A 13,718-nucleotide genomic window follows, 5' to 3' on the forward strand; every position below is an offset into this window, starting at 1 on the left:
AATTTCGGTACCTCCCCGCCTCGCTTATCTACACTCCGTGCAACTCCGGTGGGCACCGATGCCAGCGGAGCCCCTATTGCTCTATTCTTTTCTTTCAGCCGAAAGGAAATTTGTTATTTTTTCATGCATAAAATCTCGTTCTCAACGACCACTCGCAATGCAGGCCTTCCGGCTCCGTGCGCCTCAGTTATAACACCCCCGAATCCCCCGCCGAATCCCCTGGACCTGGGGATTTATCTCCCAGATAGCCCTTCTCCCCTCCCTATTATGTGGGGTTGAAACCCTCTCATTGCAGATTATTGCGTTTGTGTGCATATTTTTTGGGTCCCCCAACCGCTAATCAACCTTATTAGATTGACGGTCACTTTTTTGTATGATGGTTTGCGAGGGTTCCCCTCAATTCACTTCACTTCAGCGAGCGCACGCCACCGGTACGAGCCAATAAGCCGACCAGCCACACCACTACCCACCGCCGGGGTGCGATGTCGCATCCCGACCCTACCCGCGCGCCATGGCTGGCGCGTACGACCGCTCATGATTCCCCATTCAGCATCAGAACACACCCCTGCGAGGCAGGCGAACTACTCCGCCCCCTCACCCGCGAGGCAGAGCTCTCCCACCCCGGTAACGGCTGACGCCCCCTCAACCGACACCCCGAGCCAGGACCAGCTCCAGCACTACCTCTCCGTCATCGGCGAATACATCCGCCAGGCGCGCGAACACGCTCAGACGCTCCACGATTCTTACACCAATGAGGTCTATGAGCTCTGGCACGAACACATCACCTACTCCGCCGCCGCTGATGAGGCCAGTATCGCCTCCGGCTCCCTGAGCGCCGCCGAGCTGGAGGAGCTAACCCGCAAGTGGGTGCGCCTCATGCGTGAGGGTCGAGACATGCTGCACCACGAGACCACCATTGCCGCAGACCGGGCAATTGTGCAGGACGGCTTCCCCCTCAACTAGCCCCCCCCGGAAAAGACCTCGGGCCATTCTCCTCCGTGGGCCTTCCGCGACCGGGGCTCCCGAGCAACGAGCTTTTGGTATAGTTTTCTGGCACCAGTTCAGCGCACAGAAAGGGCGGGAATGTCCCACCAAAAACGCGTCCTGCGGCCTATACGTAGCGATGTCGCTCCCCCAGTTACCTCGCCACCGGTCTACCGTGGTGATATTGACGCGCGCGGCACGGCGCAAAACCTCGTCCCACGCAGCTTGTGGGTCGATTTCTGGGACACTCTCTTCTTCATCTTTGCCGGTGTGGCCTCCGTCGTGCTGACCTTCATGATTCTGGCGAATACGGTTGGCCATTCTTTCTGGGGTTTCCCCATTGCCTTCATTTTCTGGGCAGTCACCGCGTACCTGACGCTACCGCGTTTTCATGCGATCATGACCCGCATATACGTGCCCGACTACTTTATTGGGCGCACCCGTACCCCGGACGGTCGGCTCGGTGACCCGGTCAATATCGGTCTGATTGGTACCGAGGAGCAGATTCATCAGGTCATGCAGGACGCCGGCTGGACCCGCGCTGAGAACGTCACCCTCGTCTCCTCGTGGAAGATTATTATCTCCACCATCACCCGCCGTTCCTACGCGGAGGCGCCCGTCTCCCCGCTGAAAATTTTTGGCAAGACGCAGGCTTTCGCCTACCAGAAGGAAGTGGACGGCAACCCCGAGAAACGCCACCACGTGCGCTTCTGGAAAACCCCTGACGGCTGGCTTCTGCCTGGCGGTCACCAGGTGGATTGGTTAGCGGCGGGCACCTACGACTCCGGTGTGGGTTTCAGCTTCTTCACTCTGCAGGTCACACACCGCATTGACGGTGAAACCGACTTTGAACGCGACTACATTGTGGAGTCCATTCAGTACGCTCACCCGGAAACTCACGTTGAGATTCTGCACGATTTCTCCTCCGGCTACCACGCCCGTAACGGCGGTGGCGACGCGATCCGCACGGACGGCGCGCTCCCGGTCATCGTGCTGAACAATGAAGGACTGGAGCCGCAGGAGCAGGAAGAAATTCACCTCTCCAGCGCGCACGACCTGGCGTACCGCATGCCGCTGAGTCTGCTGGTCGGTTCGGGTATGCTCATCGCCGTGACCCTCGCAGACATTATCAACAGCGTCATTCTGGCGCTCAGCCGCCCGGCTCTGCGTGCCAAGCTCCTGGAGGAAGGATCCGGCGACGATCTTGATTTGCTGAGCCTATTCGATCAGGTGGATAGCGACGTGCTGCTGACCATCACCAGCGCGGTGTTGGTGGGCTTCGTAGCCGTCTATTCTGCGGTCCACCTCTTCCTGCTGTGGAGCACGCTGCGCGGCTCGTCGAAGGCTCGTCGATTGGCTCTGCTGTTGACGGCATTGAACTTCGCGGCGATTACCGGCGGCGTGCTGTGGGGGCACCACTCCCTGCTGCTGTCCACGATTTTCTTCCAGCTGGGCGTTGCGGTGTTCGCAATGTTGGCGTTCACCTCGGACGAGGCGGTCCAGTACACCGCGACCCGCACCTTCCACATGCGCGACACGAAGATTGTGCAGCGCGCGACGCACCCGAAGGTTCTGGAGCGCAGGGCTCAGCGCAAGGCGCAGAAAGCACGAAAGACGGCTTCTGAAAACCGAAGCCGCCAAGTCTGACCCGCATCCGGCAATTCGGCACCGTTAGACAGAAAGTACCGCCCGGTCAGTGTGACCGGGCGGTACTTTTATGCTCTGTTGAGGCTCTATCGCCGAGGGGCTCTGCCGAACTCGGGGTTTTCGAGTCTTGGGGCTTCAGTCCCCGGCGTTTCGAGCCTCGGAGTTTCGAGCCTCAGTTCCCGCTGTGTTTAGGCTTCGCCGTCCTCGCCGTGGAAAATCGGGCCCACGGTGCGGGGGCGCTTCAGCTCGAAGAAGCCGGGGTAGGAAGCCAGCGCCAGGGCGCCGTCGAAGAGCTTACCCGCCTCTTCACCGGCGGGGCTTGGGGAGATCACCGGGCCGAAGAAGGCGGTGCCATTAATAGAAATCAGCGGAACACCGATGTCGGTGCCACCCACGGTCTTCAGGGCGAGGTCCAGGGAAGCGCGCATCTGCTCGTCGTACTTGTCGGTGAAGGCCACATCCGCCAGCTCTGCGGGCAGGTTGACCTCCTCCAGCGCCTTGACGATTGCGTCACGGTAGGAATCAGCCTTGTTCTTGTTGTGGTGAATCTGCTCGCCCAGAGCGTCGTAGAGGGGCTTGATGACCTCGTTGCCGTGCAGCTCGCGCACAGCGGTAATGAGGCGGGTCGGCGCCCAGGACCGGTCCATCGCTGCCTGGTAGTCGGCGGGCAGGTCGCGGCCCTGGTTGTGCATGGACAGGGAGAAGGGACGCCAGGTCACCTCAATATTGCGGACCTTCTGCACCTCGCCAATCCAGCGGGAGGTAATCCAGCACCAGGGGCAAATCGGATCGAACCAGAAATCAACCTGTGCGGGGGCGTTCTCAGCCATGGGTGTTCCTCTCTTGTACGGATGCGCGTACCGCCCGTGCGGCCCGGCACCCTGTATTCACCTTTGATATCTGCACCAGCCAAGCCCGCGGTCTCTAAGTGCGGCACCTGCTAGTGAGCCGTCACCCCGTATAACCGGGGCGACGGCTTCTTTATTCCCTGGCCTCTTCGGCCGGAAGTATTCGATTAGGCCACCTTGCGCCCGGCCTTCGCGGCCTTCAGGGAGGCGGTCTTCGCCTCGCCCTTTGCGGTGCGGGTGGTCTCGGTTCCCGGATCGGGGGCCTGCAGCACGTAACGGGGCTCCGCGCCGTTGAGTACGGTGTCCTCACCGATGACGATGGATACCACGTCGGTGCGGTCCGGAATCTCGAACATGACCGGTTGCAGGATCTGCTCCATCATGGAGCGCAGGCCGCGGGCACCGGTGCCGCGCTCGGCGGCAAGGCGGGCAATAGCTGCGATTGCCGCATCGTCAATAATCAGTTCCACGCCGTCCAGGGCGAAGAGGTGACGGTACTGCTTGAGCAGTGCGTTCTTCGGTTCGGTCAGCACTCGAGCCAGCTCCTCTTCGTTGAGCTCGCTCAGGGTCGAGATGACCGGCAGGCGGCCAATCAGCTCGGGGATGATGCCGTAGTGGGCCAGGTCCTCGGGCATAATCTGCTCGAGCGGGTCCCTCACCGTACCGCCCAGGTCGGCGCCGAAACCGATGCCGCCGGCACCCACGCGGGCCGCGATGCGGTCGTCAATATTGTCGAAGGCGCCGGCCACGATGAAGAGAATATTGGAGGTATCGATCTCAATATTCGCGTGGGCCGGGTGCTTGCGTCCGCCCTCCGGCGGTACGGTCGCCACGGTGCCCTCAATAATCTTCAGCAGCGCCTGCTGCACGCCCTCACCGGACACGTCGCGGGTGATGGAGAGGTTCTCGCCACCCTTGCGAGCAATCTTGTCAATCTCGTCGATGTAGATGATGCCGCGCTGAGCCTTCGCCACGTCACCGTCGGCGGCGTTGATGAGGCGCAGCAGAATATTCTCCACATCGTCACCCACGTAACCGGCCTCGGTGAGGGTGGTTGCGTCGACCAGGGCGAAGGGCACATCCAGCTTCTTCGCCAGGGTGGAGGCCAGGTAGGTTTTGCCGCAGCCGGTCGGGCCGAGCATCAGAATATTGGACTTGCCCAGCTCCACCTGCTCCCCCGCCGTCGCCGAGAGCGTGCGGGAGGTCAGCACCGGGTTGTCCAGGTCGTGAATACGCTTGTAGTGGTTGTACACCGCCACCGCCAGGGTGCGCTTCGCGGCGTCCTGACCGATGACGTAATCGTTGAGGTGGCTATAGATCTCGCGCGGGGTGGCTAGTTGCTTGGGGGATGCGGGGGCCACCGGAGCGTTTGCCTTCAGACGCTCGTCGGCCAGGATCTCTTCGCAGAGCTCCACACATTCATCGCAGATGGAGACATTCGGCCCGAGCACAATCTTGAATACTTGTGCGCGCGTCTTCTTGCAGAAGGAGCACCGCATGCTGGCGTTGGGCGGCTCGGGGGGCAAAGTAATGTCTGTTGCCACGAGAATCCCCTTTCATTCGTGTGGTCGTCTCTCGGAGCGGCGTGCGGAGGGGCCGGGCGCTCTTTCACGGTGAGAGATGATCTCTACCTCTCTAGGCTACCGGAGTTCACCCCGGAACTCAGAATTACGACCCCCGAAGAAGATAGTCGGTACCCATATGACGAACCGGGTCAAATATGACGTTTAGGGGCGTTCCTTGACCGACCCCGTTGCGCGGGGGTTTCGGCGGGACTAGAGGAGCCGCTCAACGGCTTAAAAGCATCCCCGTGTTACGTTGCGGCATCCGTCATAATGCGTCGCATAAAGCTAAGGGACGGAACGGCGCCCGAACCCCCACGCCTGCACGGCGCTAGGGTTTCGGGAACCGTTCCGTCCCTCTCTCACAGCGGTTACCGTTCATCGCGCCCGATACTCGTTTGGCGAGCCATCGAGCCCGGTGGCGGCTTAGGTGTGGGAAATAGCGGTGTTGGTCGCGGGCTTGCGCAGCTTACGAGACTCCAGGACCTTGTCGACCAGGCCGTACTCCAGCGCATCGGCGGCGGTCAGAATGTTGTCACGCTCGATGGAGCGGTCAACTTCCTCGTAGGTCTTGCCCGAGTGCAGTGCCAGGGTCTGGGCGGTCCACTCGCGCATACGCATAACCTCGTTCGCGTGAATCTCGATGTCGGAGGCCTGACCACCCTGCTGGCCGCTCAGGGCCGGCTGGTGAATCAGCACGCGAGCGTTCGGCAGTGCCAGACGCTTGCCGGGGGTGCCGGCAGCCAGTAGCACGGCCGCAGCCGAAGCCGCCTGGCCCAGGCACACGGTCTGAATCTCGGGGCGGATGAACTGCATGGTGTCGTAGATGGCGGTCATCGCGGTGAAGGAACCGCCGGGCGAGTTGATGTACAGGGTGATGTCACGCTCGGGGTCCTGTGCCTCCAGCACGAGCAGCTGAGCCATGATGTCGTCTGCAGAGGCGTCGTCCACCTGGGTGCCCAGGAAGATGATGCGGTCCTCGAACAGCTTGGCGTACGGGTCCTGACGCTTGTAGCCGTAGGGGGTGCGCTCCTCGAAGCTGGGGAGCACGTAGCGGTTGCTCGGCATAGCCGGCGCCGAGGTGGTGATATCGTTCGGCAGGTAGTTCATGTGCATCTCCCTTATGCGTTCTTCGACTCGGGCAGCTTACCGGCGGTGGTGGCAATGTGATCGAAGAAGCCGTATTCCAGGCCTTCTTCCGCGTTGAACCAGTTATCGCGGTCGTTGTCCTTCAGGATGGTTTCCAGGCTCTTACCGGTGCGCTCCGCGGTAATCTCCGCCAGGCGCTTCTTCATGTCCAGAATCAACTCGGCCTGGGTGCGAATGTCGGATGCGGTACCGCCGATGCCGCCGAGGGGCTGGTGCATCAGGATGCGGGCGTTCGGGGTTGCGTAGCGCTTGCCGATGGTGCCCGCGGTGAGCAGGAACTGACCCATGGAGGCCGCCATACCGGTCACCACGGTCACCACGTCGTTCGGGATGAGCTGCATGGTGTCGTAGATTGCCATACCGGCGGTCACGGAGCCGCCGGGCGAGTTGATGTACAGGTAGATGTCCGCCTCGGGGTCCTCCGCCGAGAGCAGCAGCATCTGCGAGCAGATGAGGTTAGCGTTCGAGTCGCGCACCTCGGAGCCGAGCCAGATGATGCGCTCCTTCAGGAGGCTGTTGTACACGTAATCTTCCTGGGCGCCAACGATGGGGGTTGCCATCGACGGCGAGGGCGCCACGCCGGCCGCCTGGGAGGCGCCGATGGGCAGAGGCATGTAGCTGGACATTCTTCCTCTTCTTCTCTTAGGGACTTCGCGGCATCTTTGCGCACAGTGCGCGCCGAAGCGCACGCGAAAAGTTTCGTTGCTACTACCTTACCGATAGTTGCCTCTCCCCCGCTCCCCGCGCGTCGCCCGTTCGCCAGGGGGTGAAGCTCACACCTGCCGGGACGGTAACCGGCCCGCCCCGAGGCCGCTCGCGGGAAGCACACGATTGCGGGGCAGGCGCAGAAACGCCTCGGCGGGCACCCACCGAAACCGGTGAGCACCCGCCGAGGCGATGCGATATGCGCGCCAACGCGCCCACGGAGGCTACCCCGCAAGCGCCACGCGCAAGCTATTCGTGGGAGGGATTAGGCAGCTGCCTCTTCACCCTGGCCCAGGAACTTGGACAGGTCAACGGTGTTGCCCTTGGAGTCCTTGACCACTGCGGTCTTCAGGACCTCAGCCAGAGCCTTGGAACGGCGAACCTCGCCGACCAGTGCGCCAGCCTGGCCGGAACCGTCCAGCATCTGTGCGAACTGGTTCGGATCCATACCGTACTGAGAGCTCATGGTGATGATGTAGTTAATCATCTCGGCCTGGTCGACGGTCACTTCCAGAGCGTCGGCGAGGGCGTCCAGAACCATCTCGTTCTTGAAGGCGGTCTCGGTGTTCTCGCGAACCTCGGCGCGGTGCTCCTCGGTGTCGTGGCCGGGCTCAGCGTTGGGAGCGTTGAAGTGCTGCTCCAGCTGATCCTCGATGACCTTCTCGGGGACGGGGACCTCGACCAGCTCAACGAGCTTGGTCAGGACCTTGTCGCGTGCCTGGGTGCCCTGCTCGGCAACCTTAGCCTCGGCAACCTGCTTCTTGATGTCTTCCTTCAGCTCTTCGATGGTGTCGAACTCGGAAGCCAGCTGTGCGAACTCGTCGTCAGCCTCGGGCAGCTCGCGCTCCTTGACGGCGGTCAGCTTGACCTTGATGACGGCTTCCTCGCCGGCGTGCTCGCCGCCGGAGAGCTTGGTCTCGAAAGTTGCGTCCTCGCCAGCGGACAGGCCGGTCAGGGCCTCGTCGATGCCCTCGAGCATGGTGCCGGAACCGATCTGGTAGGACAGGTCGTTAGCTGCGTCCACCTGCTCGCCGTCGATCTCTGCGGCGATGTCGATGGTCACGAAGTCCTTGTCGGCGGCGGGGCGCTCGACGGTCTTCAGGGTGCCGAAGCGCTCGCGCAGAGCGTCCAGTGCCTGAACCTCGTCCTCGGGGGTCACCTCAACCTCGTCCACCTCAACCTCGATGCCCTCGTAGTTGGGCAGCTCGATCTCGGGGCGGACGGTCACGGTGATGGTCAGCTTGATGTCAGCTTCGCGGTCCTCGGTGGTGGGCTGGGACTGAACGTCCAGCTCGGGCTGTGCCAGGGGGGAGAGGTCGTTCTCGCCCAGTGCCTGTGCGTAGTAGTCGTTCAGGGCGTCGTTCAGGGATGCCTCAACGATGTAGTCGAAGCCCGCGCGCTGCTCGATGAGCTGCTTGGGCAGCTTGCCCTTGCGGAAGCCGGGAACGCTAATCTGGCCAGCCAGGTTCTTGTAGGTGCGGTCCAGGTAGGGCTTGAATTCTACGAAGGGAACCTCGACCTCAATCTTTGCGAGGGTCGGGTTGAGCTTCTCGACGGCGGTCTTCACGTCCGTGATCTCCTCATATCGTTCGGTACGGCACGGGTCTCGGGCGTGCCGCTGTTGCTTAGTGGAAAGAGCGCCACGACCCTGTAGCGTCGCGGCAACCGTTTCACGTCGGGGCGACAGGATTCGAACCTGCGATCTCCTGCTCCCAAAGCAGGCGCGTTAGCCAAGCTACGCCACGCCCCGTGAAACTAACCGCGTTAAACACCGGAGCGTTTAACACAGTCAATGTCCTAGTTTACCTGTTTTCCCGCTAAATGCCCAACAGAACAGCGGATGCGGGCGCGGGTTCAAGCAACACTCTCACGCCTCGGGTTTGACAGGTTCCACCCCACACCGATACTATGGTCAGGTTCCATGCGGGGATGTAGCTTAATGGTAAAGCCTCAGTCTTCCAAACTGATTACGCGGGTTCGATTCCCGTCATCCCCTCGAGGTTTAGGGTCTCGACGCTTTCGCGTCGAGGCCCTTTTCTTTTTCCCTCGAGGGGATGACGGGAATCCCTTCCGCATGCGGATTTGTTTCCTCGCGCGCTCGGAATCCGCACGCTCCAGCTCGTCATCCCCTCCACAAATCCCGCTCAAGGTTGCCGGGAATCGCTTACGTCTAAAAGTTCCGAAAGCTTTCGAAACTTTTAGACTCCAGCCCGTCATCCCTCGAGAACTAATCTCCGGGAATCGCTTACGGGTGAAAATACATTCCCTCGCGCGCTCGGAGCCCCCGAGAAGATTCTCGGGGGCTCCTCACTTTTCTTTTTCTACAGCTGAGTTTTTAGAACCGGCGTTTCCTACACCTGGCAGCCGGGGCACCAGTAGAGCTTGCGTCCGGCGATTTCTTCCATGCGGATGGTGGTGCCGCATCGCGGGCACGCCTCGCCCTGGTGCTTGTACACGTAGTTCGCGTGCTCGGGCCAGGCCTCAGTTTCGGGAATACCGGGGCGGTCCTCGGGCTCGGTGGTGATGATGCGACCCACGCGCACGCCAATGACGAGCAGGTGCTTGTTGTCTTCCCAGAGGCGCTTGAGCTCGTCGTCGCTCAGGCTCTTGCCGGGGCGCAGCGGGTCAATTTCCTGGCGGTACAGCGACTCGGCGCGGAAGATATTGCCCACGCCCGAAATGGCGGCCTGGTCCATGAGGATCACGCCGATGGGGCGTCCGCTCTTGCGGGCCGCGCGGTAGAAGCGTTCGGGGTCGGCGTCGGAGTTGAGCGGGTCCGGGCCCAACTTGGAGCGGACGGTGCGCACCTCCTCCGGGGTGAGCACGCGGCAAATGGTGGGCCCAACCAGGTCGGCCCAGCCGTGCTCCGAAACGATGCGGCAACGCACGGTGCTCTTCGGTTCGGGAGGACCGGCGTAGGGCTGCTCCTCCCCCGCAGCGTATTCCTTCTCACCAATCTTGCGAGGCGCGCCGATGCTCGAAGCACCCGTGAACGTCTCGTCGCCCCCGAAGGTCCAGTTACCGTAAATACCCAGGTGCACGTTCAGGGTCAGCTCGTTATCGAAGGTCACGAACAGGTGCTTGCCGTGCGCGTAGGCGCCGGCGATAACGTGCCCGTCCAGCAGGGCCGCCCCATCGGTGAAGCGTCCCTGCGGGGAGCTGACGCGCACGCGCTCGCCGGTGAAGACGTCACTGATTTGGCGGGCGATACGGTGGATGGAGTGGCCTTCGGGCACGGGTTCTCCTCGAAAACTTGTCGGCTAGAAATAGTGCGGGTGGGCCCGATAGAAATCGGGGGTCGTGAAAAACGGGGCGTGAAAACGCCTTTGGCGCATAGCCTGCGCTATGTACCAAAGGCGTTCAAAACTTTAGGCGGCGTCAATCTGCTTGCCGGCAATCGCGCCGGTCTGCTCGTACTCGGCCAGCTGGCCGATGCGGCGTGCGTGACGCTCCTCGTTGGTCCAGGGGGTAACCAGGAAGATCTTGATAATCTCCAGGGCTTCTTCCTTGCTGTGCTGACGGCCGCCCACGGCTACCACCTGCGCGTTGTTGTGCTCGCGGGCCAAGGCCGCAGTGTCGTGGTTCCAGGCCAGGGCCGCGCGGATGCCCTCCACCTTGTTGGCGGCCATCTGTTCGCCGTTACCACTGCCGCCCAGCACGATGCCGAGAGAGTCCAGGCCGGCCTCACGGTCGCGCTTCACGCCCAGGGCGGCGTTGATGCAGAACGAGGGGTAGTCGTCCAGCGGGTCGTAGTCGGCGGGGCCGTGGTCAATCATCTCGTAGCCCTCGGCGGTGAGGGACTCGATCAGGTAGTGGCTCAGTTCGAGGCCTGCGTGGTCGGTTGCGATGTGTACGCGCATGGTGCTCTCCTGGTGTGGTGTTGCGTGCGGCTCGGGGCGGCAATGGCCGGGTCGAGGCACGCCTCGCATCCTCAATTGGGATGTTTTCCCCCGATTCGGTTCGGGGTTTCTCTTAGTCTGTACCTACTAACTGTAGCGAATTCGCGCGGGTTCGGGTAATGGGGAGCCCCGCCCACCCCGCCCGCATACGGTAAACTGTGGGATATGGCACTTTGCGGTGTCCCGATGCGTAGCGCCCGCGAGAAAACACCACCCGCAGCGCTCAGACGCAACCCCGGCAAGCCCTGACAGCATTGAGCGAGTCCAACGGCGCGGCGGATGCGCACGCCCGGGCACCGCGTCGGCGTGTCAGGACGGCACGCCGCGCCACCGTCCGCCGTGTCACTTCTATGGAGAGGGAATCCAATGCCCGGCCTAAACCTAACCCGCGATGAGGCGATTGAGCGCGCATCCATTATTAAGCGCGTTCACTCTTACCATATCTTCCTCGACCTGCGCACCGATCAGGATGTCTTCACCTCGAACGTTGAAATCCGTTTCGACGCTCAGGAAGGTGCCTCGACCTTTATCGACGCCATCACCTCCTCGGTCAAGTCCATTAACCTCAATGGCGAAGAGCTCAGCACCGACCTGGCTGACGGCGAGCGCATCCAGCTGCCGAACCTGGCCGCCGAGAACGTTCTGAAGATCGAAGCCGAGATGTTCTACACCAACACCGGTGAGGGTCTGCACCGCTTCGTGGACCCCGCCGACGGCGAGATTTACCTGTACTCCCAGTTTGAGGTGCCGGACTCCCGCCGCGTGTTCCCCGTCTTCGAGCAGCCCGATCTGAAGGCCACCTTCGAGTTTGAGGTGCGCGTACCCTCGCACTGGGTGGTTGTGTCGAACCAGCCCGAGGTGAAGGTTGAGCCGAAGGACTGCGGTTGCGGCCGCGCCAACACCTGGTACTTCAAGCCGACCCCGCGCATGTCCTCGTACATCACCGCAATCGTGGCCGGCCCCTACGAGAAGATCACCAGCGAGCTGACTAACTCCGAGGGTCGCGTGATTCCGCTGGGCGTGTACGCCCGTAAGTCCCTCATGCCCTTCGTTGATGCCGAGGACATGTTTGAGCTGACCCGCCAGGGCTTCGAGTTCTACGAGGAGCAGTTCAAGACCCCCTACCCCTTCGAGAAGTACGACCAGCTGTTCGTGCCCGAATTCAACGCCGGCGCGATGGAGAACGCGGGCTGCGTGACCTACCTGGAGACCTACGTCTTCCGCTCCAAGGTTGCGGAGGCTCTGCGTGAGCGCCGCGCCATCACCGTTCTGCACGAGCTGGCCCACATGTGGTTCGGCGACCTGGTCACCATGAAATGGTGGAACGACCTGTGGCTGAACGAGTCCTTCGCGGAGTTCATGTCTACCCTGGCCGCCGCGGAGAACACCCGCTATGCCAAGGAGGCGTGGGCTACCTTCTCCGCTTCGGAGAAGACCTGGGCCTACCGCCAGGACCAGCTGTCCTCGACCCACCCGATTGTGGCCGAGATTCGCGACCTCGCCGACGTTCAGGTGAACTTCGACGGCATCACCTACGCAAAGGGTGCCTCGGTGCTGCGTCAGATGGTGGCTTGGGTTGGTCAGGAGAACTTCATGGCCGCACTGAAGGTGTACTTCGATAAGCACAGCTGGGGCAACACCGTGCTGGACGACCTGCTGGTGGAGCTGGAGCGCACCTCCGGCCGCGACGTGCGTGCGTGGAGCGCCAAGTGGCTTGAGACCGCCGGCGTAAACACCCTGGCCGTTGAGGTTGAGAACGACGAGGCGGGCAACATTTCGAACCTGGGTATCCGCCAGTCCTACGCCGAGGGCTTCGAGACCCTGCGCCCGCACCGCGCCGTGATTGGTTTCTACAACCTGGTGGACGGCAAGCTGACCCGCACCGACCGCATCGAGCTGGACATCGACGGCGAGCTGACCGTGGTCGAGGAGGCTGTCGGCAAGAAGCGCCCCGACCTGCTGCTGCTGAACGATGAGGACCTGGCCTACGCCAAGATTCGCCTGGACGGGCGCTCCATCGAGACCGCTATCAAGCACCTGGGCGACATCGATTCCTCCGTGGCTCGCGGCGTGGTCTGGGGTTCGCTCTGGGACACCGTGCGTGACGCTCAGATGCCGGCCCGCAAGTACGTTGACCTGGTGCTGAACAACATCGGTAAGGAGACCAACTCCACCGCTCTGCGCACCCAGATTAACAACCTGTCCGTTACCCTGCACTCCTTCGTGGCTCCTGAGGCTCGCGAGGAGACCCGCCACCGTGCAGCTGACCGTCTCTGGGAGCTGGCCAAGGCCGCTGAGCCCGACTCGGATGCTCAGCTGCAGCTGCTGCAGGCGTTCATCAACCAGACCCGCACCGAGGAGCAGTACGACAACGTGCAGCGCCTCTTCGAGGGCGAACTGACCCTTGAGGGCCTGGACATTGACGCCGACCTGCGCTGGAACCTGGTGTGCCGCCTGGCAACCGGTGGCCGTTTCTCCGCCGAGCAGATTGCCGAGGAGCTGGAGAACGACAACACCGCGAACGGCCAGCAGTACGCCGCCCAGGCGTACGCGTCGATTCCGACTGCGGAGGCAAAGGCCGAGTACTGGAACAAGATCATGGTGACCGGCGAGCTGTCGAACATGATTCAGCGTTACGCTATTTCCGGTTTCAAGTCCGGCAAACCCGAGCTGATCGCCCAGTACGATGAGCCGTACTTCGAGCAGATTGAGGGCATTTGGCGTTCGCGTTCGCACGAGATTTCGATGCAGATCATTGGTGGCATGTACCCGAGCGTGCCGACCGCTGAGCTACTGGAGCGTACCGAGGCGTACCTGGCTTCCCTGCCCGAGGATGCTGCGGCTCTGTACCGTCAGATTGCGGAGGCGCGCGACGGCGTGGCTCGTGCACTGAAGGTTCAGGCCGCCGATATCTAGTCGTGTTG

10 protein-coding genes and 2 tRNA genes are annotated in these 13,718 nt (G+C 62.1%); 4 read left to right on the top strand and 8 right to left on the bottom strand.

Features of this window, described 5'->3' with window-relative positions:
• The first annotated feature begins 534 nt into the window (after positions 1-534).
• Both ADJ95_RS00100 and ADJ95_RS00105 read left to right on the top strand, forming a co-directional pair.
• The gene (locus ADJ95_RS00100; RefSeq protein WP_049331331.1) at positions 535-963 is read left to right on the top strand and encodes a hypothetical protein; all 429 of its coding nucleotides are present in this window, start codon (positions 535-537) and stop codon (positions 961-963) included.
• Between the two features lie 120 nt (positions 964-1,083).
• A complete protein-coding gene (locus ADJ95_RS00105; protein WP_049331334.1) occupies positions 1,084-2,631 on the top strand; it encodes an LssY C-terminal domain-containing protein in 1,548 nt (515 codons plus the stop codon).
• 188 nt (positions 2,632-2,819) lie between these two features.
• Here ADJ95_RS00105 and ADJ95_RS00110 read toward each other — a convergent pair whose 3' ends face one another.
• The 6 genes from ADJ95_RS00110 to ADJ95_RS00135 form a co-directional block, all read right to left on the bottom strand.
• Positions 2,820-3,461, bottom strand: a complete 642-nt coding sequence (locus ADJ95_RS00110) for a DsbA family oxidoreductase (protein ID WP_049331336.1) — start codon at positions 3,459-3,461, stop codon at positions 2,820-2,822.
• 185 nt (positions 3,462-3,646) lie between these two features.
• A complete protein-coding gene (clpX, locus tag ADJ95_RS00115) occupies positions 3,647-4,978 on the bottom strand; it encodes an ATP-dependent Clp protease ATP-binding subunit ClpX (protein ID WP_049331414.1) in 1,332 nt (443 codons plus the stop codon).
• Positions 4,979-5,467: 489 nt separating this feature from the next.
• Complete coding sequence (locus ADJ95_RS00120) at positions 5,468-6,157, bottom strand: ATP-dependent Clp protease proteolytic subunit (RefSeq protein WP_080974895.1); 690 nt, start codon at positions 6,155-6,157, stop codon at positions 5,468-5,470.
• A 5-nt stretch (positions 6,158-6,162) separates the two neighbouring features.
• On the bottom strand, positions 6,163-6,816 hold the full coding sequence (locus ADJ95_RS00125; RefSeq protein WP_049331339.1) for an ATP-dependent Clp protease proteolytic subunit: 654 nt from the start codon (positions 6,814-6,816) through the stop codon (positions 6,163-6,165).
• Positions 6,817-7,160: 344 nt separating this feature from the next.
• Positions 7,161-8,462: a trigger factor gene (tig, locus tag ADJ95_RS00130; protein ID WP_049331341.1), complete on the bottom strand. Its 1,302-nt coding sequence runs from the start codon at positions 8,460-8,462 to the stop codon at positions 7,161-7,163.
• A 108-nt stretch (positions 8,463-8,570) separates the two neighbouring features.
• Positions 8,571-8,645, bottom strand: a tRNA-Pro gene (locus ADJ95_RS00135).
• 175 nt (positions 8,646-8,820) lie between these two features.
• On the opposite strand from ADJ95_RS00135, the gene ADJ95_RS00140 reads away from it, so the two are divergent.
• A tRNA-Gly gene (locus ADJ95_RS00140) sits at positions 8,821-8,891 on the top strand.
• Between the two features lie 355 nt (positions 8,892-9,246).
• On the opposite strand, the gene ADJ95_RS00145 is transcribed toward ADJ95_RS00140, so the two are convergent.
• Together ADJ95_RS00145 and ADJ95_RS00150 are read right to left on the bottom strand one after the other, a co-directional pair.
• Positions 9,247-10,131 (bottom strand): Fpg/Nei family DNA glycosylase, encoded by an 885-nt coding sequence (locus tag ADJ95_RS00145; RefSeq protein ID WP_049331342.1) that lies wholly within the window; start codon positions 10,129-10,131, stop codon positions 9,247-9,249.
• 132 nt (positions 10,132-10,263) lie between these two features.
• Positions 10,264-10,755, bottom strand: coding sequence for a ribose-5-phosphate isomerase (locus ADJ95_RS00150; RefSeq protein ID WP_049331344.1), 492 nt, complete (start codon positions 10,753-10,755; stop codon positions 10,264-10,266).
• Between the two features lie 405 nt (positions 10,756-11,160).
• Between ADJ95_RS00150 and pepN the strand changes: the two genes are divergently transcribed.
• A complete protein-coding gene (gene pepN, locus ADJ95_RS00155; protein ID WP_049331347.1) occupies positions 11,161-13,710 on the top strand; it encodes an aminopeptidase N in 2,550 nt (849 codons plus the stop codon).
• Positions 13,711-13,718 lie beyond the last annotated feature (8 nt).

Origin of the sequence: Rothia mucilaginosa (assembly GCF_001061665.1) — a bacterium.
Classification (GTDB): domain Bacteria; phylum Actinomycetota; class Actinomycetes; order Actinomycetales; family Micrococcaceae; genus Rothia; species Rothia mucilaginosa_A.